General features: G+C 51.7%; 16 protein-coding genes and 3 tRNA genes. 10 read left to right on the top strand and 9 right to left on the bottom strand.

The annotated features are described in order from the left end of the window. Positions 1 to 37 precede the first annotated feature (37 nt). The 4 genes from hemC to CLC93_RS04095 are packed head-to-tail and all read left to right on the top strand — an operon-like array spanning position 38 to position 4,219. A complete protein-coding gene (gene hemC / locus CLC93_RS04110) occupies positions 38 to 967 on the top strand; it encodes a hydroxymethylbilane synthase (protein WP_095504681.1) in 930 nt (309 codons plus the stop codon). After that, positions 968 to 1,756 carry a uroporphyrinogen-III synthase gene (locus CLC93_RS04105; RefSeq protein ID WP_095504680.1) on the top strand — a complete coding sequence of 263 codons (789 nt, stop codon included), beginning with the start codon at positions 968 to 970 and terminating at the stop codon, positions 1,754 to 1,756. Continuing rightward, positions 1,719 to 3,053 (top strand): uroporphyrinogen-III C-methyltransferase, encoded by a 1,335-nt coding sequence (locus CLC93_RS04100; protein ID WP_095504679.1) that lies wholly within the window; start codon positions 1,719 to 1,721, stop codon positions 3,051 to 3,053. Before CLC93_RS04105 ends, CLC93_RS04100 begins: the two co-directional genes overlap by 38 nt. Next, positions 3,050 to 4,219 (top strand): heme biosynthesis HemY N-terminal domain-containing protein, encoded by a 1,170-nt coding sequence (locus CLC93_RS04095; protein ID WP_095504678.1) that lies wholly within the window; start codon positions 3,050 to 3,052, stop codon positions 4,217 to 4,219. The genes CLC93_RS04100 and CLC93_RS04095 overlap by 4 nt, the downstream gene beginning before the upstream one ends. 115 nt (positions 4,220 to 4,334) lie before the next feature. On the opposite strand, the gene CLC93_RS04090 is transcribed toward CLC93_RS04095, so the two are convergent. From CLC93_RS04090 to CLC93_RS04080, 3 genes are all read right to left on the bottom strand, one after another. After that, a tRNA-Pro gene (locus tag CLC93_RS04090) sits at positions 4,335 to 4,411 on the bottom strand. A 20-nt stretch (positions 4,412 to 4,431) separates the two neighbouring features. Further along, positions 4,432 to 4,507, bottom strand: a tRNA-His gene (locus CLC93_RS04085). Positions 4,508 to 4,536: 29 nt separating this feature from the next. Beyond that, positions 4,537 to 4,613, bottom strand: a tRNA-Arg gene (locus CLC93_RS04080). A 208-nt stretch (positions 4,614 to 4,821) separates the two neighbouring features. On the opposite strand from CLC93_RS04080, the gene CLC93_RS04075 reads away from it, so the two are divergent. After that, a complete protein-coding gene (locus CLC93_RS04075) occupies positions 4,822 to 6,372 on the top strand; it encodes a putative bifunctional diguanylate cyclase/phosphodiesterase (RefSeq protein WP_095504677.1) in 1,551 nt (516 codons plus the stop codon). Here CLC93_RS04075 and rep read toward each other — a convergent pair. Further along, positions 6,369 to 8,387: a DNA helicase Rep gene (gene rep / locus CLC93_RS04070; protein ID WP_095504676.1), complete on the bottom strand. Its 2,019-nt coding sequence runs from the start codon at positions 8,385 to 8,387 to the stop codon at positions 6,369 to 6,371. The genes CLC93_RS04075 and rep overlap by 4 nt on opposite strands. 207 nt (positions 8,388 to 8,594) lie before the next feature. Here rep and CLC93_RS04065 point away from each other — a divergent pair, with 207 nt between their 5' ends. From CLC93_RS04065 to ubiK, 4 genes are all read left to right on the top strand, one after another. Beyond that, complete coding sequence (locus CLC93_RS04065) at positions 8,595 to 9,152, top strand: TetR/AcrR family transcriptional regulator (protein ID WP_169902809.1); 558 nt, start codon at positions 8,595 to 8,597, stop codon at positions 9,150 to 9,152. 20 nt (positions 9,153 to 9,172) lie between these two features. Beyond that, entirely contained in the window at positions 9,173 to 10,282 is a 1,110-nt protein-coding gene (locus tag CLC93_RS04060; RefSeq protein ID WP_095504674.1) for an efflux RND transporter periplasmic adaptor subunit, read from the top strand. A 10-nt stretch (positions 10,283 to 10,292) separates the two neighbouring features. After that, on the top strand, positions 10,293 to 13,382 hold the full coding sequence (locus CLC93_RS04055) for a multidrug efflux RND transporter permease subunit (protein WP_095504673.1): 3,090 nt from the start codon (positions 10,293 to 10,295) through the stop codon (positions 13,380 to 13,382). A 165-nt stretch (positions 13,383 to 13,547) separates the two neighbouring features. Continuing rightward, positions 13,548 to 13,796 carry a ubiquinone biosynthesis accessory factor UbiK gene (gene ubiK, locus CLC93_RS04050; RefSeq protein WP_095504672.1) on the top strand — a complete coding sequence of 83 codons (249 nt, stop codon included), beginning with the start codon at positions 13,548 to 13,550 and terminating at the stop codon, positions 13,794 to 13,796. Here ubiK and mutT read toward each other — a convergent pair. From mutT to CLC93_RS04035, 3 genes are all read right to left on the bottom strand, one after another. After that, the gene (gene mutT, locus CLC93_RS04045; protein ID WP_095504671.1) at positions 13,793 to 14,191 is read right to left on the bottom strand and encodes an 8-oxo-dGTP diphosphatase MutT; all 399 of its coding nucleotides are present in this window, start codon (positions 14,189 to 14,191) and stop codon (positions 13,793 to 13,795) included. The two genes, ubiK and mutT, sit on opposite strands and share 4 nt — an antisense overlap. Positions 14,192 to 14,261: 70 nt before the next feature. Further along, positions 14,262 to 16,982, bottom strand: a complete 2,721-nt coding sequence (secA, locus tag CLC93_RS04040) for a preprotein translocase subunit SecA (RefSeq protein ID WP_095504670.1) — start codon at positions 16,980 to 16,982, stop codon at positions 14,262 to 14,264. A gap of 64 nt (positions 16,983 to 17,046) precedes the next feature. Further along, entirely contained in the window at positions 17,047 to 17,949 is a 903-nt protein-coding gene (locus CLC93_RS04035) for a M23 family metallopeptidase (protein WP_095504669.1), read from the bottom strand. A 32-nt stretch (positions 17,950 to 17,981) separates the two neighbouring features. Between CLC93_RS04035 and CLC93_RS04030 the strand changes: the two genes are divergently transcribed. Continuing rightward, on the top strand, positions 17,982 to 18,425 hold the full coding sequence (locus CLC93_RS04030; protein ID WP_095504668.1) for a DUF721 domain-containing protein: 444 nt from the start codon (positions 17,982 to 17,984) through the stop codon (positions 18,423 to 18,425). A 15-nt stretch (positions 18,426 to 18,440) separates the two neighbouring features. Here CLC93_RS04030 and lpxC read toward each other — a convergent pair whose 3' ends face one another. Together lpxC and ftsZ are read right to left on the bottom strand one after the other, a co-directional pair. After that, positions 18,441 to 19,352 (bottom strand): UDP-3-O-acyl-N-acetylglucosamine deacetylase, encoded by a 912-nt coding sequence (lpxC, locus tag CLC93_RS04025; protein WP_095504667.1) that lies wholly within the window; start codon positions 19,350 to 19,352, stop codon positions 18,441 to 18,443. Between the two features lie 112 nt (positions 19,353 to 19,464). Beyond that, positions 19,465 to 20,634, bottom strand: a complete 1,170-nt coding sequence (gene ftsZ, locus CLC93_RS04020) for a cell division protein FtsZ (protein WP_095504666.1) — start codon at positions 20,632 to 20,634, stop codon at positions 19,465 to 19,467. Positions 20,635 to 20,667: the final 33 nt, after the last annotated feature.

Here is a 20,667-nt window from a genome sequence, read left to right as displayed (position 1 = left end):
CCGCAGATTAAAAGTTAGCAATATTGGAATTAGCAAGATGTCAAACCAACAACTACGGATTGCCACCCGTAAGAGCCCATTGGCCATGTGGCAGGCCGAATTTGTCAAAGCCGAACTGGAAAAAGCGCATCCAGGTTTGGAAGTAATTCTGCTGCCTATGAGCACCAAAGGCGATATCATTTTGGATACTCCATTGGCGAAAGTTGGCGGTAAAGGCCTGTTCGTTAAAGAACTGGAAGTCTGCATGCTAGAAAACACGGCGGACATTGCCGTGCACTCCATGAAAGACGTGCCAGTGGATTTCCCAGAAGGTCTAGGCCTAGAAATCATCTGTGAGCGCGAAGACCCGCGCGACGCATTTGTATCAAACACCTATAAGAGCATCGACGAATTGCCAGAAGGCGCTGTAGTCGGTACTTCCAGTCTGCGCCGTCAGTGCCAGTTGCGCGCTCGCCGTCCAGACCTAGTGATTAAAGATCTTCGCGGCAACGTAGGTACTCGTTTGGGCAAACTGGATAACGGCGATTACGATGCCATTATTCTTGCCGCTGCAGGCCTGATTCGCTTGGAGCTTAAAGAACGCATCGCGAGCTTTATCTCTGCTGAAGAGTCGCTACCAGCCAATGGTCAAGGCGCTGTGGGTATCGAATGTCGTGTCGACGACGAGCGCGTTAAAGCGCTACTTGCGCCACTAGAGCACAAAGAAACTCGCTACCGCGTGTTGGCCGAGCGCGCCATGAACACTCGCCTAGAAGGCGGTTGTCAGGTGCCAATCGGTGCCTACTCTGAAATCGACGGCGACACTTTGCACTTGCGCGGTCTAGTTGGCAGCACCGATGGCAACGAGATCATCGAAGGCGAAATCTCTGGTCCTAAAACTGACTTTGAGCGCCTAGGTGTTGAGTTGGCTGACGAGCTTCTGTCTCGCGGTGCCAAGCGCATTTTGGACGAAGTTTACGGTAACTAAATGACGCCCACCTCGCTTTTGCTAACTCGCCCCAAAGGGCGTAACCAAAGCTTGCAAATGCGACTGAGCGAACTGGGGCTGCGCACCTGTGTAGCCCCTATGATTTCCATTCAAACCACTCCCTTAGCCCAACAATGGTCCGCCACCGAACTCCATCAATGGGCCGATATCATTATCTTCATCTCAACCAATGCAGTTGAATTTGCTGAGGATTTACCTCAACAAATCGCCAATTCCCAGTTACAATGTATTGCAGTTGGTCAGGCCACTCAGGCTGCCTTAAAGCAGCGTGGTGTCGTGGCTTTGTGCGCCCCGGCCGAGTTACAGCAAACTGAAGGCTTGCTGCAACTTCCTCAATTGCAGGCGGTCGAAAACAAGCGCATCGCGATAGTGCGCGGTGTTGGCGGGCGAGAAGACTTAGCCGAAAGCCTATCGGCGCTCGGTGCCGAAGTGCGTTACTGGCAGGTGTATCAGCGCGGTCTGCCAGACTATGATATCGAGCAGACCATCGCCGATTGGCGTGCTTGCGCGATCGATACCATAGTAATAACCAGCGGCGAAGGTCTTACCAACCTCAATCAACTGGCTGGCGAGCGCCATTGGCCCTGGCTAGCCAACAAAACCTTTATAGTGCCAAGTGAGCGTGTGCTGACGTTGGCAAAAGAACTAGGCATTACTAATCTTCACAATGCCCAAGGCGCCAATGACCAAGCAGTGATTGACGCGCTTTCTCAGCTAAAAGGCAATATGGATGAGCGACAACAAACCCAAGGGCACCAGCGACAATAGCCCAGACCAGTCCAAACAAGCGCAGTCTCCCAAAGCGCCGGCCGAATCGAATTCAAATACTGCATCGTCAGACCCAGTAGTACCTTCTAAAACGCCTGACCCCAAGGCAAAACCAGCAGCCGCAGACAAAGCCGACAACAAAGCGAAAAGCGCTCCTGCAAAAGCCACCACTGCCAAGTCGGAAACGGCAACAAAGCCAGCGTCCAAATCTGATAAAACCAAAACCACAGCGCCATCACCCGACAAAACACAACAACAGCCCGCTAAAGCATCTAACGCGTTGGCCTGGTTGTGTTTAGTGCTGATTGTGGCGTTAGGTGCCGGTGGCGCATGGTTGTTCACACAGTTTCAAACGCTGCAACAGCAACAAGCTCAACTCAATGGCAGCATCGACCAGCAACTAAGTTCTCTGCTCGAGCAAAAGCTGCAGCAACCTCTGTCCCAAGTGCAGTCGTTACACTCACAGCAACAGGCGCTAACCGAGCACGCACAAACTCATAGTGACTCGCTGCAGGCCTTAAGCGATGACCAGCAAGAGCTGCAAATTAAGCTTAATCAGTTAGCCGACCGCAACCCCAACCACTGGTTAGCGGCAGAGGCAGACTATTTGGTTCGAATTGCCGGTCGAAAACTCTGGTTGGAGCAAGACATTGCCAGCGCGGTTGCCCTACTTGAAAGCGCCGACGATAGGGTTAAGAGCATGCGCAACCCGTCGCTGATGCAATTGCGCCGTGCCCTAGCCCAAGACATTCAAACCCTCAAACGCATCGAGCAGGTGGATATCAGTGGTACCGCGTTGATCATTGATACCTTGGTCGCCGAGCTCGACCAACTGCCGGTGAACTTTGTCGAACTGCCTGCCATCGAAGATGACGCCGAGTCGGAGCCGGTTTCCAAAGATGCTGCCGAGTGGAAGCAGAACTTCAGCCGAGCCTGGAGTAGCGTGGTGGATCAACTCTTTACCATTCGCCGCCGAGGCGCAGATACCGAGGCCTTGTTGGCACCTGAGCAAGAGTGGTTCTTAAAAGAAAACATTCGCAATCGACTGTTAAGGGCTCAAGTAGCCCTGTATCGAGGCGAGCAAGCCAATTACGTCACCGCCATTGAAACCGCAGCGACTTGGGTCAACCGCTACTTTGACTTAGAAAGCGCCACCACTCAGCAAGCCTTGGCCACGCTGGACGCGCTAAAGCAGGTGCGCTTTAAGCGAGATTATCCACAAACCTTTAAGTCATCCCGTTTACTCGAGCAATTAGTCAACTTTGGCGAGCTGGTTGAGTCGGAGGCTAAGCCATGATCCGCGTACTGGCTTATTTGCTCATCATTCTCGCGGGAATGATGATTGCACCGTATCTGATTGCGAACAAAGGCTATGTATTGGTTGCGGTTGGCGAGTGGACCATTGAAAGCTCATTGCTAGTGACTGCATTGGTTTTGGTGGTGTTTTACACCTTGCTGCAATTGCTTGAGTGGCTCGTGGTGGGGTTTATCAACACTTTGCTACAAAGTCGCTATTGGCCAGAGCGCTGGCGTCGCTCAGCCGCCCGTAAGAACACGCTAACCGGCGCGTTGGCCCTTGCCGAAGAAGACTGGCAAGTGGCCGAAGATGCCATGGCCAAAGGTGCGGCTAAAGGCGAGCTGCCGGCCTTGAACTACCTAGCTGCAGCACGCGCCGCTCAGCAACAAGGCCACATAGAAACCCGTGACAAGTACTTGGCCTTGGCAAAAGCTCAGCCAAATGCCAAGAACGCCGCGACCGTAGCCTCAATTCGCTATTTGTTGCAACAAGGTGAATCTGCACAAGCTCGAGAGCTGTTGGATACCCTCAAAGTCGATGGCCGCGCTAAGCCTTCGCTGTTAAGCCTAGCCAAGGAAGTTTATTTGGCTCAAAGTGACTGGAAGGCCTTACGCCTGATTCTTCCTTTGCTGCGCAAAAAACAACTGCTCGACGGCGAGCAAGCCGAAGCCCTGCTGCTCAAAGTTGACTTAGGCGAGCTCAGTGCTAGTGACAATCGAACCTTAGACGAGCTCCGCAAGCATTGGGCTTGGATGCCGCGAGTTGAGCGTAATAAACCCATCATTAAAGCCGAGTACTGTCGCCAGCTTGCACAGTTTGAATTGGCTGAAGCCCAGCAGTTGTTGATGAAACAACTTAAAAGCCATCAAGACCCCCACACTCTGGCGGCGGTTGCTGAACTGATGCACTGGCAAGACAACGACAAGTTGCAAACGCTGCTCAACAAGTTTCATCAAGCCAACCCAGAATCGGCAGAGCTCAACGATTGCATTGGCCGTTTGATGCTCAAAGACCGACTGTTCAAGCAGGCCAAGCCCTATTGGCAAGCCGCCATCAAAGCCGAGCCCACACGTGAGCGCTATTTGATTCTGGCAGACATTCAGGAAAATCAGGGTGAGCAATTTGCTGCCATCAGCAGCTACAAACACGCCGCTAACTTGAGTTAGCGGCTTTGGTCTTTACGTACCAGCTTGCGCTGATGAGCGTGGACTTTTGCGATTGAATCACTAGCAGTAACAGAAACGAAAAAAGCCTCGCAATGCGAGGCTTTCTTCTTAAAAGTGGTCGGTGATAGAGGATTCGAACCTCTGACCCTCTGGTCCCAAACCAGATGCGCTACCAGGCTGCGCTAATCACCGAATTTTTTCCCCAAAAAGAATGGGGTGAACGATGGGATTTGAACCCACGACAACCGGAATCACAATCCGGGGCTCTACCAACTGAGCTACGCCCACCACAACCGGGAACACACTGGTTATGACAATGGCGCGCCCAGGAGGATTCGAACCTCCGGCCTCACCCTCCGGAGGGGTGCGCTCTATCCAGCTGAGCTATGGGCGCAGTTCCGAAAGGCCGAGTGCCTTACCAGCGGGGCATACTATACGGATTCGCTTAGCCATAGTCCAGCGCTAATACCCTTAGTTTAAACCGATTGGTCAGAAATTAGTAATCTCGAGTAAAGATTAGTCAGCGATTTCTTCTCGCAGTCCCGGAATCATGGTATACATAGGGGCAGCTAAAGCAACGCACGGATTCGATTAAGCAGGCTATGGATAGCACCGCAAAAGACGCGCTCTCTTTAGAGAACCGTCATCTAAAACAACGACTTGAGGAAGCTCAGCAGCAGCTAGAGCAAGCTCGAGAGGAGTTGTTGTCTGCCTCCCAAGCTCAAGCAAAGTTCGAAATTCAGCAACACCAAGCGCTCGAACAGTTAGTTAAAGCTCGTACCGAGAAAATGGAGCAATTAAATCACGCGCTCCAGTGCGAGGTGCAGCAAAGACGCAAAGCCGAACAACAACTCATGTTCGACGCCCGCCATGACAGCCTGACCCAGTTACCCAATCGCGCCCTATTTCACGACCGACTGGCCCAGGCCCTGCGCCACGTCAAACGCCACCCAGGCGACAACCTTGCCTTACTGTTTATCGATTTGGATAAATTCAAATCGATTAACGATAGCTTTGGCCACAACGTGGGTGATGCGCTGCTCATCGAAGTCGCGCAGCGGCTGCTATTGTGCATACGCGATAACGACACACTAGCGCGTTTAAGCGGCGATGAGTTTGTTATTCTGCTCGATAGCATTGATAGTCGCACCGCAGTGCGCGATGTAGCAGAGCGAGTTATCAGCACCATTGCTGAACCCTACCAACTTGAGGGCAATAGCATCTACTGTAGCGCTTCGGTCGGTATTGCACTCTCTGGGCGGCATCAATTCGAGACCAGCGCCAGCTTGCTGAGAGACGCCGATGCCGCCATGTACCAGGCCAAGCATACCGGTCGTGGTAGCTATGTGTTCTTCGACCAAGAGTTGCATCGCAATCAACTGTCGCAAGCACATCTAGAAAATGAGTTAAGGCACGCCCTGAGCCACAAAGAGCTCGATCTCTACTTGATGCCCTTGTACCACTTGGACCAAGCCCAGATCACCGGCTATGAAGTGCTGTTGCGCTGGCAACATCCTACTCGAGGTTTGATTCTGCCACGAGAGTTCTTGCCGGTGGCAAGCCAAAGCGGCTTGATGCTAGAGGTTGACCGCTACGTGCTACAAGCCTTAGAAAAGGCCGCCGATCAACTGCAAAGCTTACCGAGCAATGTTCAGCTGCAAATTAACTTGAGTACCGATCACCTCAAGCACCAAACCAATTTGGGCAAGTTGATGCGAGTAATTCGACGATTGCGAGCACGCTTGTCGAATTTGGCGCTGGAGTTTGACGAGCAGTCCCTCAACCAAGGCTTTAAGCAACACCTTGAGTCAATTCAACGATTGCGTCGTTTGAAGGTACAGATTGGTATTGATGGCTATGGCGCTGGCTATAGTTCGTTCTTAGCGCTCACTGACTTAGACGCGGACTACCTGAAAATGGACCGTCAATTCGTTAACAGCCTGATCGATAGTGACCGCAGCCAGAACCTGGTGAAGTCCTTTGCGGCAATGGCCCGGAATCTCAGTTATCAGTTGATAGCCAGCGGCGTGGAGCATCCAAAGCAGGTGAGCTTATTGCGCCAGCTTGGATGTACTCAAGCTCAAGGGTATTGGCATAGCGAGCCACTGCCGTTAGAGGAAGTTATCGCCCACTATCATCACGTCGACCTTTAAGACTTGTTCTTTAGCATGGCGCGTAGGTTGGCAATGTTGGCCTTGCCCACTTGCTGTCGCTGCTCCGCACTTTGCGGTTTGCGCCGGTCCATCCACTCCAGATCGTCCTGTGGCAACTCCAATAAAAAGCGGCTCGGTTCTGTGGTAATGGTTTCGCCAAACTGACGGCGTTCACGGCACAGAGTAAACCAAAGCTCTTGTTGCGCACGAGTGATGCCCACGTAGGCCAAACGACGCTCCTCTTCGACGTTGTCTTCATCCAAGCTTGATTGATGAGGTAGCAAGCCCTCTTCCATCCCCACCATAAAACAGTAGGGATACTCAAGGCCTTTGGATGAGTGCAGAGTCATCAATTGCACTTGATCGCCGCCCTCTTCCTCACTGTTGCGCTCCATCATGTCACGCAAGGTCAAGCGGGTGACGACCTGGGCCAGCGTCATTGGCTCTTCTAGCTCATCCCCTTCAAGCATCTCGGTGATCCAACGATACAGCTCAGAGATGTTTTTCATGCGCATCTCCGCCGCTTTGGGCGAAGCGCTGGTTTCGTAGAGGAAGTCCTCGTAGTCGATACCCTGAATCAGGCTTCTCAGCGCCGCCACGCTATCACCCCGCTGGGCGTTGTCGGCGGTTTCCACCACAAAACGCACAAACTGCTTAACCGAGTGCAGCGCAGTCCCGGATAGCACGTGACCAAGGCGGTCATCGGCGGCGGTGGCAAACATCGACTGGTCGAGTTCGTTAGCCAGTGCACCTATTTTTTCTAACGACGCAGGGCCAATACCACGCTTAGGGGTATTGATGATCCGCAGCAAAGCGTTGTCGTCATCTGGATTTACCAACAAGCGCAGGTAAGCCATGATGTCCTTGATTTCCGCGCGTGAGAAAAACGAGGTACCTCCCGAGAGTTTGTAGGGAATACGGTTGGTCATCAGCGCTCGCTCAAACAAGCGAGCCTGATGGTTACCGCGATACAAAATGGCGTATTCACCAAACTGGGAGCGCTTCATAAACTTGTGGCGAATGATCTCGGCGACCACTCGCTCGGCTTCTTGCTCTTCGTTATTTGCCTGCAATACTCGCAGCGGTTCACCATAGGCCAATTCGCTAAATAGGGTCTTTTCGAATACGTGGGGGTTGTTGGCAATCAGAATATTGGCCGATTTAAGGATGCGGCCCGACGAGCGATAGTTTTGCTCCAATTTAATCAAGCGCAGCGAAGGAAAGTCCTGACTTAGTAGCACCAGGTTTTGCGGCTTGGCGCCACGCCAAGAGTAAATCGACTGATCGTCATCCCCAACCACGGTAAAACGCGCCCGCTCGCCCACCAGAAGTTTAACCAGCAAGTATTGCGATGTATTGGTGTCTTGGTATTCGTCCACCAGCAAATAGCGAATCCGGTCTTGCCAGCGCTGCCTGACCTCGGCATTACTTTGAAGTAATAAGGTCGGCATCAGAATTAGATCGTCAAAATCCAGCGCGTTGTAGGCCTTAAGGTGCTGTTGGTACAGCTTGTAACTGTTGGCAAACAGAATCTGTTTTGGCTCACGCGCCTGTTTGATGGCCATGTCCGGCAAAATCAGATCGTTTTTCCAATTGGAGATTTGATTGACTAATTGCGATAGCAAATCCTTATCACCGTCGATTTGCTCGGAAGTCAGGTCCTTTAACAACGCCAAACTGTCTTGGTCGTCAAACAGGGAAAAACCGGCTTTAAGCCCGAGGATTTTCACCTCGCGACGAATGATCTCTAAGCCCAAAGTGTGAAAGGTCGACACCCAAAGACCACGACACTGTTTGCGCCCCATGGTTTGGCCAACCCGCTCTTTCATCTCGCGTGCGGCCTTGTTGGTAAAGGTTACCGCGGCGATGTGACGCGCTTGATAGCCACAGTTTTGTACCAAGTGGGCTATCTTGTTAGTAATCACTCGAGTCTTGCCACTACCGGCACCCGCCAACACCAGACAGGGTCCGCTAACGTAGTTTACTGCTTGCTCCTGACCGGGATTGAGTTTCATCGAAGTTTACTTCCTAGCGCGAAATCGAAGGGCGTGCATAATAGCAAATTCGCGCCCATTCAGGCAGCAATCGCCGCCGTTTCTCCGCTGTAATAGTGTCCAAATATCGAGATTATTCTAACTTACCGGAAAAATTTGCATCGATTCATTGAAATTTACGAATCTCTCACTACAATGAATGAACGTTCATTCATTGGCGATCGAATAATGAGCAACAAACAACAACAAATCTTACTGGCAGCCGAGAGCATCATTGCTCAACAGGGTTATCACAAGCTATCGATGCAAAAACTGGCCAAGCAGGCCGGCATCGCCGCAGGTACGATTTATCGCTACTTTGCTGACAAAGAAGCGCTGACTCAGGCATTGCGCGAACACAAAATGCGCCAAGCTGCGAGTCAAGTACTGGCAGGTAGCGAGAGCGGCACTTTACAAGAGCGCTGTCATCGCGTTTGGATGAACATTGCCCAGTTTGAGCTCGAGCGAGACCCTGACCGTTTGAGCTACGACCAAATCAATCAGCTGCCAGGTTCTAACAACCAAGAATCTGTCCAAGCTGCTCGAGAGATTTATCAGCCGCTAATTGAAATGTTCAACCATGGAGTGGCTACTCAACAATTTAAACCCCTGGATACCGAAATCTTAGGTTGCGTCTTTCTCGAGCCCGCCATTGGGCTGGCCCGCCGCCGACGACAAGGTATCGAATTCAACCAAGAACAATTGCAGCAAGCCTATGAGCTTTGCTGGCAATCCATCACAAAGTAAGCACGGGAGCTAGAAACGGGATGAAGAAGTGGATCCTATTGGTAATTGTATTGGCCGCGGTGCTTTTTGGCAGTGTGATTGGCTTTAATTTCTTTGTACAAGGCAAGATGAAAGAGGCCATCGCCAACATGCCGGAGCCGGAGTTTGCGGTTACCGCGCAACCGGTTGAGCTAATGACCTGGTCGCCAACCATAGACGCCATTGGCTTTGTTGAGCCAAATCAGGGCGTCACCCTAGCCACCGAAACCGCTGGTTTAGTCAAGTCTATCGACTTTGAAAACGGTACTAAGGTTGAGCAAGGTCAGTTGCTGTTAACCCAGAACTCTCAGGTCGAGGAGGCTAATCTCAAGAATGCCAAGGTGCGATTACCAGCGGCAGAGTCTGAGTACAAACGATTGAATCGACTTTACAAAGTAGGCTCAGTATCTAAGTCTGACCTAGACCAGGCCGAAGCTGCTTTCATGGCGCTAGAAGCCGATATTGAAAGCTTGAACGCCACCATAGATAAACGTCAGATCAAGGCACCATTTGCTGGCTTGGTGGGCATTCGCTCGGTTAACTTGGGCGAATATCTGCAAGCGGGTACCGATATCGTGCGTTTGGAAGACATCAGCACCATGAAGATCCGCTTTACCATTCCTCAAAATGAGTTGGCCAAGATTGCCGTGGGCACGCCGGTTAAGGTGTACGTAGACGCACACCCAGAGCACAGCTTTGACGGCGCCATTAGCGCCATTGAGCCGGCTGTGTTTTATCAAAGTGGTCTTATTCAAGTGCAAGCCACTATTCCAAACAATGACGGCCGTTTGCGCTCTGGCATGTTCTCTCGAGTGGCCATTCAGCTTCCAGAGCTGGTGGACCAAGTAGTACTGCCTGAAACCGCGATTAACTTCACTCTGTACGGCAACACTGTGTATGTGGTCGAGGAAGACGATCAGGGCCAGCTGCGCGCAAATCAGATCAACGTAGAAGTGCAAGAGCGCAACGGCGAACTTGCGCACGTCACCTCAGGCCTGAAAGGCGGCCAGATGGTGGTGACCAGCGGGCAGTTGCGTTTGAGCAATAACAGTAAGGTTAAGATCATCGAGCGCGATGTATTGACCCCAGCTGACACCATGCCACAGCTGTAAGGGGCCAATGATGCGATTCACAGACATATTCATTCGCCGGCCAGTATTGGCGGCCTCAATCAGCTTGCTGCTGCTGTTATTGGGTATCAACGCGCTTAACGACATGCAAGTGCGCCAGTACCCGGAAATGACCACAACAGTGGTAACAGTGAACACCTCTTATTACGGTGCCGATGCCAATCTGATTCAGGGCTTTATTACTCAGCCGCTTGAGCAAGCCATTGCGCAAGCGGACAACATCGACTTCATGACCTCTCAGAGTTTCCTTGGACGCTCCACCATCACGGTCAATATGAAGCTCAATACCGACCCCAATGGCGCGCTGGCAGAAGTGTTGGCAAAAGTGAACTCGGTTCGCTCACAACTGCCTAACGAAGCACAAGACCCGACAGTAGAGATGTCCACTGGCTCTCAAACTTCGGTGCTGTACATTGCATTCTCCTCTGACAGTATTAACTCGAGCCAAATCACCGACTATCTAGAGCGAGTGGTTCGCCCTCAGCTATTCACGGTGAACGGGGTGGCAAAGGTAAACCTTTACGGCGGTATCAAATACGCCATGCGTATCTGGCTTGACCCGGCGCGAATGGGTGCCTTTGGCATGAGTGCCACTGAGGTCAACCAAGTCCTGCAAGCCAACAACTTCCAGTCGGCAGCCGGACAGGCCAACAGCTTTTTTGGCCTCTACAATGGCACCGCGGATACGCAAGTCGCCACGGTAGAAGAGTTAGAACGACTAGTGGTTGGTAACAACAACGGCATGGTGGTTCGTCTTGGCGATATTGCCAGTATCAGCCTTGAGAAAAGTCACGATACATACCGCGCCCTGGCTGAAGGTCAAGAAGCGGTAATTGTGGGTATCGATGTCACGCCGACCGCTAACCCACTAAATGTGGCCGCCGATGTGCGCGAGTTGATGCCGGAGCTCGACCGCAACCTACCTCCAAGCATCAAGATGCGCACCCTTTACGATTCGTCGTTAGCCATTGAAGAATCCATCAACGAGGTGATTAAAACCATTGCCGAGGCGGCACTGATCGTCATCGTGGTGATCACCCTATTCTTGGGCTCATTCCGCGCTGTACTTATTCCGATTGTCACCATTCCTCTGTCTTTGATTGGGGTGGCGATTTTCATGCAGATGTTTGGTTTCAGTCTCAACCTGATGACTTTGTTAGCCATGGTTCTGGCAATTGGTCTGGTGGTAGATGACGCGATTGTGGTGGTGGAAAATGTTGACCGTCACCTGAAGGCGGGCGAGAGCCCATTCAGAGCAGCAATCCTAGGCACCCGTGAAATCGCAGTACCGGTTATTTCAATGACCATTACCCTTGCCGCGGTGTACGCACCGATTGCGCTAATGGGTGGGGTTACCGGCTCGCTGTTTAAGGAATTTGCGCTCACTTTGGCCGGTGCGGTGTTTGTCTCGGGCATTGTGGCACTAACCCTATCGCCAATGATGTGCTCGCAGTTGCTTAAATCCAACGCAACGCCGAGTCGATTCGAGCAAGGCGTTGAGCGCTTTTTGCACGGCATGACCAGCCGCTACGCACGCATGCTGGGCGCGGTCATGAAGCGTAAACCAGCCATCATAGTGTTCGCTTTGATTGTTATGGCAAGTCTACCGCTTATGTTCCGCTTCATCCCAAGTGAATTGGCGCCGAATGAAGATAAGTCGGTGCTGATGATGATGGGTACCGCTCCGTCGACCGCCAACCTGGATTACATTCAAGCATCGATGACCGACGTCACAGCGCGCTTGCAACAAGAGCCAGAAACCGCCTCATCGATTGCCTTTGTTGGTGTGCCGAACTCTAACCAAGCCTTCGGTATTGCGCCCTTGGTGCCTTGGAGTCAACGTGATCGCTCGCAAGCAGACATGCAGAAGTACTTTGGCGGAGTGGTAAAAGACGTTCCCGAGTTGTCATTGACCACTTTCCAAATGCCAGAGCTACCTGGGGCTTCCAGTGGTCTGCCGATTCAGTTTGTGATTACCACCTCCAACAGCTTTGACAGTCTGTTCCAGATTGGCATGAGCGTGTTAGAGCAAGTGCAGCAGAGCCCGTTGTTTATCTACTCCATGGTGGACCTTAAGTTCGACTCGGCCACCATGAAACTGCACATCAAGCGCGACATGGCCGGCGCCTATGGGGTGACCATGCAAGACATAGGCATGACCCTATCCACCATGATGAGCGATGGGTATGTGAACCGCATTAACATGGACGGTCGCTCATACGAAGTCATCCCGCAGGTGGAACGTCGCTTTAGAGCCGGTCCAGAAGCTTTGAAGAGCTACTATGTCAAAGCTGCGGATGGTCGCTCGATTCCTTTATCGAGCTTAGTTGAGGTCGAAATGAAAGCCGAGCCACGTGCCCTGCCTCACTTTAACCAAATGAACTCTATGACCGTCAGCGCGGTAAACACTCCAGGCGTGGCCATTGGTGACGCGATTGCTTACATGCAGGATATCGGCCAAAACCAGTTGCCAGTGGGCTATAGCTATGACTTCTTGGGCGAAGCTCGCCAGTACGTTACCGAAGGCTCGGCTTTGTATGTCACTTTCTTGCTGGCACTAGCCATCATCTTCTTGGTGCTCGCCAGTCAGTTTGAGAGTATTCGCGACCCTCTCGTGATTTTGGTATCGGTACCGCTAGCCATTAGCGGGGCATTAATTGCCTTGGGCTGGACCCATATCTTTGGTTGGAGCTCGCTGAATATCTACAGCCAGATTGGTTTGATCACTCTGGTGGGGCTTATCACCAAGCACGGTATTTTGATGTGCGAAGTGGCCAAAGAAGAACAGGTGAATTTTGGCAGGGATAAAACCAGTGCCATTATGAAGGCCGCAGAAATTCGCTTGCGCCCAATTCTGATGACCACAGCTGCCATGATTGCCGGCTTGATCCCACTGCTGTTTGCAGTAGGTGCAGGTGCTGCGGCGCGCTTTAACATAGGCTTGGTGATTGTATCGGGTTTGGCAATTGGCACCCTGTTCACCTTGTTCGTGTTGCCGGTAATTTATACCTACCTGGCCACCGACCACAAACCACTCGAAGAGTTTGACGAGTCCAAGCCGGCGCTAGCACAAGCCGAATAATCGTTACACCTAAGCAAAAGCCGCTCGAACGAGCGGTTTTTTTGTTCAGCCCATTTTTGGTAAGGACTTTTTTGGTACAGCCCTTTTTTTGGTACAGCCCTTTTTTTTGGTACAGCTCAGGGCCGTTTGCTACACTGGCGCCAAACCTATATTCAAGGAATGGTTATGATCGACCCGCAAAAACTCGAACAGGTCGCCAAGCAACTCAGCGAAGCGCTGCCACCAGGGCTAAAGCAAGCCGCCGGAGAATTTGAAGAGCGCAGCAAGCAGATATTGCAGCAACAGCTTCTCAAGCTAGACCTAGTTTCACGCGAAGAATTTGACGTGCAGCAAAAGGTATTGGCGAAAACTCGTGCCAAACTTGAAGAGTTAGAAAAACAAGTAGAACAGCTTATTCAAGCGCAAAAGGACTAAGCGCCCAATCGAGCTTCGATAGCCGTCAAAATGGGCAGATTGGCATCGGGAAAGCGGTAGTCTTCAAGCGACTGCCAATCCACCCAGCGCACTTCTTGCCCTTCCATACCGCGCGCTTCACCCTCGAAGTGCTCCGTCCAGCGCACACACAGTCGCACGTGCTTATCCGAGTATTCGTAGTCTAAGGTAATAAGCTCTTCCGACTCGCCCAACTCAAGCGCCAACTCTTCGCGAATCTCTCGCACCATGGCTTGATGAACGCTCTCGCCAGTTTCTATTTTTCCACCTGGGTATTCCCACTTGCCACCTTGGTGCAGATGTTCAGGGCGCTTGGCGATTAGCACTTGGCCGTGTTGATTAACTATTACCGCCACTGCGACTTCAATTCGTTTCACAGGCTTCCCACCTTATAAATTTTTTCCACAAAAAAGCGCACCTAAGTGCGCTTTTTCTCAATGACTCGGTTTAGGTCAACTTACCGTGACACTGCTTGTATTTCTTGCCTGAACCACAAGGACAAGGCTCGTTGCGACCCACTTTGGCGTCTTCGCGAATGAAGGTGCCACCGGCAGTCTCAGGCTTGTCTGCGGTCAGGTTCTCCGCTTGCTCGTGGTTGAACTGACGAGCAGCGGCCAAAGCTTCTTCTTGCTCGCGGCGCTGACGCTCCATGGCTTCCACTTCAGATTCAGCTTGTACGCGAACCTTCGACAGAATTGAGATAACCTCGGTTTTCAGCGATTCCAGCATGGCCTGGAACAGTTCAAACGACTCGCGCTTGTACTCTTGCTTAGGATTCTTCTGCGCATAGCCACGCAAGTGAATGCCCTGACGCAAGTGGTCCATGGCCGCTAAGTGATCTTTCCAAAGCGTATCCAGAGTTTGCAGCATGATGGCTTTTTCGAACTGACGCAGCACCGGCGTACCGACCTGCTCTTCTTTGGCTTTGTAAGCCGCAGCCCATGCATCATAGATACGAACACGCAGAGTCTCTTCGTGCAGGTCGTCTTCGTCGTCCAGCCACTTCTGCACTGGCAGCTCCAACAGGAAGTCTTGCTTCAAGCGAGTTTCCAGACCTTCCACGTCCCACAGTTCTTCTAGAGACTGAGGCGGAATGTACTCAGATATCACACTGTCGATAACATCAACGCTAATGCCTTCGATGGTATCTTCGATGCTTTCGGCATCCATCAGATCGTTACGTTGTCCGTAAACCACTTTACGCTGATCGTTGGCCACGTCATCAAATTCAAGTAGCTGCTTACGAATGTCGAAGTTGCGCGCTTCTACTTTGCGCTGAGCGTTTTCAATGGCACGAGATACCCAAGGATGCTCGATGGCTTCGCCCTTCTCCATACCCAGCTTTTTCATCATGGCCGACACGCGATCTGAAGCAAAGATGCGCATCAGACTGTCTTCCATCGACAAATAGAAACGGCTCGAACCAGCATCACCCTGACGACCCGAACGGCCACGTAGCTGGTTATCGATACGACGAGATTCGTGACGCTCGGTACCAATGATGTGCAAACCACCGGCTTCTAGCACTTGGTCGTGAATCACTTGCCAGTCGTCTTTGATTTTCGCTAGCTGTTCTTCGCTTGGGTTATCTAGCTTAGCTTGCTCGATCATCCAGTTACCGCCCAACATGATGTCGGTACCACGACCGGCCATGTTGGTGGCAATGGTTACCGCACCTGGACGACCCGCTTCGGCAACAATGTCCGCTTCTTTTTCGTGGAACTTAGCATTCAGTACGTTGTGCTTAATCTTGGCTTTCTTAAGCAAACGAGACAGTAATTCCGACATCTCGATAGACACAGTACCTACCAAAGCCGGTTGACCGCGCTCTTGGCAGTCCTTGATGTCTTCGATAATGGCGTCGTACTTCTCTTCCGCTGTCAGGTAAACCAAGTCAGCGCGGTCGTCGCGGATCATTGGCTTGTTAGTTGGGATAACCACAGTATCCAAACCGTAAATGTGCTGGAATTCGAACGCTTCGGTATCTGCAGTACCTGTCATACCTGCAAGGCGCTCGTAAATACGGAAGTAGTTCTGGAAGGTAATGGATGCCAGAGTTTGGTTCTCGTTCTGGATCTTAACCCCTTCTTTGGCCTCTACTGCTTGGTGCAAGCCTTCAGACCAACGACGGCCCGGCATAGTACGGCCGGTGTGCTCATCAACGATAACCACTTCGCCATCGGCGACAATGTAGTCCACGTCTTTTTCGAACAGCTTGTGAGCGCGCAAGGCGGCATTCACGTGGTGCAGCAAAGAGATGTTAGTGGCCGAGTAAAGCGAGTCGCCTTCTTTAAGCAAGCCGCGCTCAACCATCAGAAGTTCGACTTTCTCTTGGCCGCGCTCGGTCAGGTTCACTGACTTGGCTTTCTCATCGACAACGTAATCGCCATCGCCGATTTCTTCTTCGGTGTCTTCTTTGTCTTGTTGAACTAGGTGCGGAATCAGCTTGTTCATCTGTACATAGTTCTCTGAGCTGTCTTCTGCCGCACCAGAGATAATTAGCGGAGTACGAGCTTCGTCGATGAGAATCGAGTCAACCTCATCCACTAGCGCGTAATACAGCGGGCGCTGAACTCGGTCTTGCGGCGAGAAAGCCATGTTGTCGCGCAGGTAATCAAAACCAAATTCGTTGTTGGTACCATAGGTGATGTCCGAGCCGTAAGCTTCGCGCTTTTGCTCTGGGGTCATACCAGATAAGTTGATACCAACGGTTAGACCTAGGAATTCAAATAACGGACGGTTCCACTCGGCGTCACGACGGGCTAGATAGTCGTTGACGGTAATCACGTGAACCCCTTTGCCGGTCAAGCCGTGCAAATAGGCGGGCAAGGTGGCGGTAAGAGTTTTACCTTCACCAGTACGCATCTCAGCAATTTGATTGTCGTGTAGCACCATGCCGCCGATCATCTGTACGTCGAAGTGACGCATCTCGAATACGCGTTTAGAAGCTTCACGAACCGTGGCAAAGGCTTCAGGCAGAACTTGCTCCATCGACTCGCCATCTTGCAAGCGCTGCTTGAACTGGTCGGTCTTAGCCTTTAGCTCCTCATCGGAAAACGCTTCGTATTCCGCTTCCAATGCGTTAATTTTGGCCACGGTTTTACGCAGGCGTTTAAGGGTACGGTCGTTACGACTACCAAAAATTTTCGTTAGTAGATTACCAAACATCTGAGTTCACTTTAGTTGTGTGAAAATTCGGGCAGGGCCCGAGGCTTATCGCCCGAAAGCGTCATTATACTCGCGGTTTGCGATATACGTAATTGTTCGGGTCAACTTGTTTTCCCGAACGCAACACTTCGTAATGAACATGAGGACCGGTGGAGCGGCCAGTGCTACCCATTAGCGCAATTTCTTGCCCCTTGGCTACCACGTCACCCACCTTAACGAGGATTTCTTTGTTGTGGCCATATCGGGTTTTTAAGCCGTTGCCATGGTCGATTTCGACCATTTCACCATAGCCAAACAAGGTCTCTGCCCAGGTAACGACGCCCGCGCCAGTGGCGATCACCGCTTCCCCTTCGCTACCAGCAAAATCCATCCCCTTATGCATTGCTTTGCGCCCAGAAAATGGGTCGTTGCGAATGCCGTAAGGAGATGACATCCAACCTTTTTTGATTGGTCTGCCGGTAATGTATCTCTGTTCATCAACGTGATGATTGTGGGTCACTACACCAAGCAGTGCCAACTCATCATCGTTTTTCTGCAAACGACCCATCAATTGGTCCATTTGCAGCATTAATTCTTGGAGTTCAATCGGTTGCTCCGATAACTCTTCACCGCCCACGCCCACTTCACCACTGAAATCAAACTGATCGGCCAAGCGCGCTTTTTCCGCCACTTGTTCGCCTAGGGCCTCCATTCGCGCCAAGCGCGCCTGAATACTCGCTACTTTGGTAGCCAGCATTTGCAGTTGGGCTTTGGTGGCCTTTTTCAGTTCGGCAACTTCTTCGAGGGATAAATCGGTTTGGTGGGATTCGCGCTCCTCTGCGAGCAATTGCTCCGCTTGAGTCTCGCTTTGGTGAATTGACAGGTAAGCAGTTGCAGCGATAAGCGCCACCGGCAGCAGCAGCCAGGCTTTACCCGGTTGCCAGCGCAGCACGCCTTTTCGTCGCTGAATAAATACTGTTACACTCATACCTGTCTCAATTAGCCAGTGATTAACCTACCGTGAAAAAGCTTAAGCCCAAAGGTCTGGAGAACGTTGCTAAAGGCAACAACCGTCTCCATCAGCTACTGCATCATGCAGAGCATATCAGCACCTTGGATAAGCAAGTTAAGCACTTTGTTGGCAACCCCTTGTCGCAACACCTGCAGGTCATGAACCTGCGCGATGGCGTTTTGGTGGTCGCCGTGGAGAGTGCCAGTTGGCACACTCGCTTGAATTTTGTTAAGCCCGCATTAACCGATTGGTTACGGACGCAATCTTTGCCAATGCTGGCGGCTATTGAAGTCAAAGTCAACCCACAGATGGCGCAGATCACCAAAAAAGAACCGACTCATAGCAACCGCATCTCGCAGACCGCCGCAACCACCATTTGTGAAGCTGCTGAGAGCATTGGTGGTAGCTTGGGCGAGAAACTAAAACGGCTGGCACTCAAGGCCAGCCGTTAATCGTATTTTTCGCGCTTACGCTAGTGCAGGAACACCGTAGTTCACTGGCACCTTGTCTTCCGCATCAAAGCTCACCAACTCCCAAGCTTCTGCATCGGCCAATAGGGCGCGAACCAGCTGGTTGTTGAGATCGTGGCCTGACTTGTAGGCAACAAACTCGGTTAACACCGCGTGTCCCGCCAAGTACAAATCGCCAAAGGCATCCAGAATCTTGTGCTTCACAAACTCGTTATCGCAACGCAGGCCGTTGGGATTCAGAACCTTGTACTCATCCAGCACTACCGCATTTTCCATGCTGCCGCCTAAGGCTAGGTTGTTGGCACGCAAGTATTCGATGTCACGCATGAAACCGAAGGTACGGGCTCGGCTAATCTCTTTCACAAAGGCACCGGCGGAGAAGTCCATTACCATGTGTTGTTGAGAGCGAGCGATTTCTGGGTGGTTAAAATCGATAGCGAAATCGATTTTAAAACCTTTGTATGGGCGGAATTCTGCCCACTTGTCACCATCTTCGACGCGAACCGTCTTCTTGATGCGAAGGTACTTCTTAGGTGCTTGTTGCTCGTGGATACCCGCGCTTTGCAACAAGAACACAAACGGACTCGCACTGCCATCCATAATTGGAATCTCTGGCGCGTCCACTTCGATAACTGCGTTATCGATACCCAAGCCGGCTAGCGCTGAGAACAAATGCTCAACGGTCGCAATTTTTACACCTTCATCGTTGACTAAGGTGGTGCACATGGTGGTTTCACGCACCAGTTCGGCTTTGGCAGGAATACTGACATTTGGAGTAAGGTCTGTGCGAACCAAAGAAATGCCACTATTCACAGGCGCAGGGCTGATAGACAGCTGCACTTTGTTACCCGAGTGTAATCCCACTCCGGTTACTTGCACCTTTTTTTGAACAGTTCTTTGAAAAATCATCCTCTTACCTTAGCTTTTATCAGTTTTGTATCAACTGCTGGTCGGATATCTTAACACAAGCTAGCACCATCGCAAAAAAGCGACTAAGACGCAGCCCACAAAAACGGACAAATTAGTCCGCTTGTTTACGCAAGAACGCCGGGATGTCCAAATAGCCTGGGTCTTTTTGCGCACCCGCATTGGTCTCAGGCTGAGCTTGAGCGTTACCCACTTCAAAAGTCGCAGTTTCAACCACTGGCGCTTCGACTTGCACAGGCTCTGGGCGCTGTACTGGAGCCGGTTGCGGCTTGGCCGTTGGCTGCACTAGCGTGATATCGGGCTTCTTATCAGCGCCAATACCGGTCGCTACCACAGTCACGCGCAACTCTTCGCTCATCTCAGGGTCAATCACAGCACCAACAACCACGGTCGCATTGTCAGAAGCGTACGCTTTGACGTGGTTACCCACGGTTTCAAACTCATCGATGCTGACATCCATACCGGCAGTAATGTTAACCAGTACGCCGCGCGCACCGGCCAAGTCGATGTCTTCAAGCAGTGGGCTGGCCACCGCCGCTTCGGCCGCTTCTTCTGCGCGATCTTCACCGCGAGCCACACCCGTGCCCATCATGGCGTTACCCATTTCTGACATCACGGTCTTTACGTCGGCAAAGTCGACATTGATCAAACCTGGGCGAGTAATCAACTCAGCGATGCCTTGAACCGCACCTAACAGCACGTTGTTGGCAGCAGCAAACGCGTCAAGTAGCGAGGTGCCACGACCCAATACTTTTAATAGCTTCTCGTTTGGAATGGTGATTAACGAGTCAACGTTCTGTGCCAGCATCTCAATGCCTTGGTCCGCAAACGCCATGCGCTTCTTACCTTCAAACGGGAACGGCTTAGTGACCACAGCAACAGTCAAAATACCTTCTTCACGGGCCACTTCAGCTACTACAGGGGCTGCACCGGTTCCCGTACCACCGCCCATACCGGCAGCGATGAATACCATGTCAGCACCTTTTAAGGCCTGACGAATGGCGTCTTTGTCTTCTTCAGCCGACAGACGACCAATTTCCGGGTTGGCACCTGCGCCCAAACCCTTGGTGACGTCTTTACCAATTTGAATGCTGGAATTGGCGTTCGACTTGCGCAGCGCTTGCGCATCTGTGTTAGTTACGATGAACTCGACCCCTTCAATGGTCTGGCTCACCATGTGTTCTACGGCGTTACCGCCACCGCCGCCTACCCCGACGACCTTAATTACCGCGTCATCCGCGTGACTATCCATGATGTCAAACATGGTTCTATTCTCCGTTTTTATTGCCTGCTTTTT

It is taken from the genome of Paraferrimonas sedimenticola (assembly GCF_002282855.1).
GTDB lineage: Bacteria > Pseudomonadota > Gammaproteobacteria > Enterobacterales > Shewanellaceae > Paraferrimonas > Paraferrimonas sedimenticola.
Note: the sequence above shows the minus strand (reverse complement) of the source record. Positions and strands in the feature narration are given on the sequence as shown.

Bases quoted from the DNA above. Each gene is read 5' to 3' on its own strand.
- CLC93_RS04065 (WP_169902809.1), top strand. From the start codon at position 8,595: ATGAGCAACAAACAACAACAAATCTTACTGGCAGCCGAGAGCATCATT.
- CLC93_RS04055 (WP_095504673.1), top strand. From the start codon at position 10,293: ATGCGATTCACAGACATATTCATTCGCCGGCCAGTATTGGCGGCCTCA.
- lpxC (WP_095504667.1), bottom strand. From the start codon at position 19,352: ATGATTTTTCAAAGAACTGTTCAAAAAAAGGTGCAAGTAACCGGAGTG.
- CLC93_RS04095 (WP_095504678.1), top strand. From the start codon at position 3,050: ATGATCCGCGTACTGGCTTATTTGCTCATCATTCTCGCGGGAATGATG.
- rep (WP_095504676.1), bottom strand. From the start codon at position 8,387: ATGAAACTCAATCCCGGTCAGGAGCAAGCAGTAAACTACGTTAGCGGA.
- CLC93_RS04035 (WP_095504669.1), bottom strand. From the start codon at position 17,949: ATGAGTGTAACAGTATTTATTCAGCGACGAAAAGGCGTGCTGCGCTGG.
- hemC (WP_095504681.1), top strand. From the start codon at position 38: ATGTCAAACCAACAACTACGGATTGCCACCCGTAAGAGCCCATTGGCC.
- CLC93_RS04060 (WP_095504674.1), top strand. From the start codon at position 9,173: ATGAAGAAGTGGATCCTATTGGTAATTGTATTGGCCGCGGTGCTTTTT.
- CLC93_RS04075 (WP_095504677.1), top strand. From the start codon at position 4,822: ATGGATAGCACCGCAAAAGACGCGCTCTCTTTAGAGAACCGTCATCTA.
- CLC93_RS04105 (WP_095504680.1), top strand. From the start codon at position 968: ATGACGCCCACCTCGCTTTTGCTAACTCGCCCCAAAGGGCGTAACCAA.
- secA (WP_095504670.1), bottom strand. From the start codon at position 16,982: ATGTTTGGTAATCTACTAACGAAAATTTTTGGTAGTCGTAACGACCGT.
- ubiK (WP_095504672.1), top strand. From the start codon at position 13,548: ATGATCGACCCGCAAAAACTCGAACAGGTCGCCAAGCAACTCAGCGAA.
- CLC93_RS04100 (WP_095504679.1), top strand. From the start codon at position 1,719: ATGAGCGACAACAAACCCAAGGGCACCAGCGACAATAGCCCAGACCAG.
- ftsZ (WP_095504666.1), bottom strand. From the start codon at position 20,634: ATGTTTGACATCATGGATAGTCACGCGGATGACGCGGTAATTAAGGTC.